Source organism: Sphingomonas sp. CFBP 13714, from assembly GCF_014842205.1.
Taxonomy (GTDB): Bacteria; Pseudomonadota; Alphaproteobacteria; order Sphingomonadales; family Sphingomonadaceae; genus Sphingomonas; species Sphingomonas aerolata.
On record NZ_JACYVG010000048.1, the window covers coordinates 1 to 255 of the forward strand.

At 55.7% G+C, this 255-nt stretch carries 1 protein-coding gene; it reads right to left on the minus strand.

Annotated elements, in window-relative coordinates; translation table 11 throughout:
* On the minus strand, nucleotides 1-219 hold a 219-nt coding region (locus IFT54_RS20220; protein WP_192071992.1), incomplete at its 3' end, for a hypothetical protein.
* Nucleotides 220-255 lie beyond the last annotated feature (36 nt).

Here is a 255-nt window from a genome sequence, read left to right on the forward strand (position 1 = left end):
ATCAGGCTGCCGCGGTTCATATGACCAACCGCTATAAGCAGCGTCAAACTGGACAGCAGTTGCATTGAAGGTGCGAATTTGCTTCGCAATACGTGCTTCTTCTGGCTCTAGTAGCTGCCACAACTCGACCCCGACCGGATCACCGATAACGTCGATCAGCGCATCGGTATCAAGTTCCGCAAGCGCCCTCGGCAAGCCTGGCAAGTAGGCGTCCTTCATCGCGCCGTCCAAAGGCAAAAAGTGGTGGCAGACCCT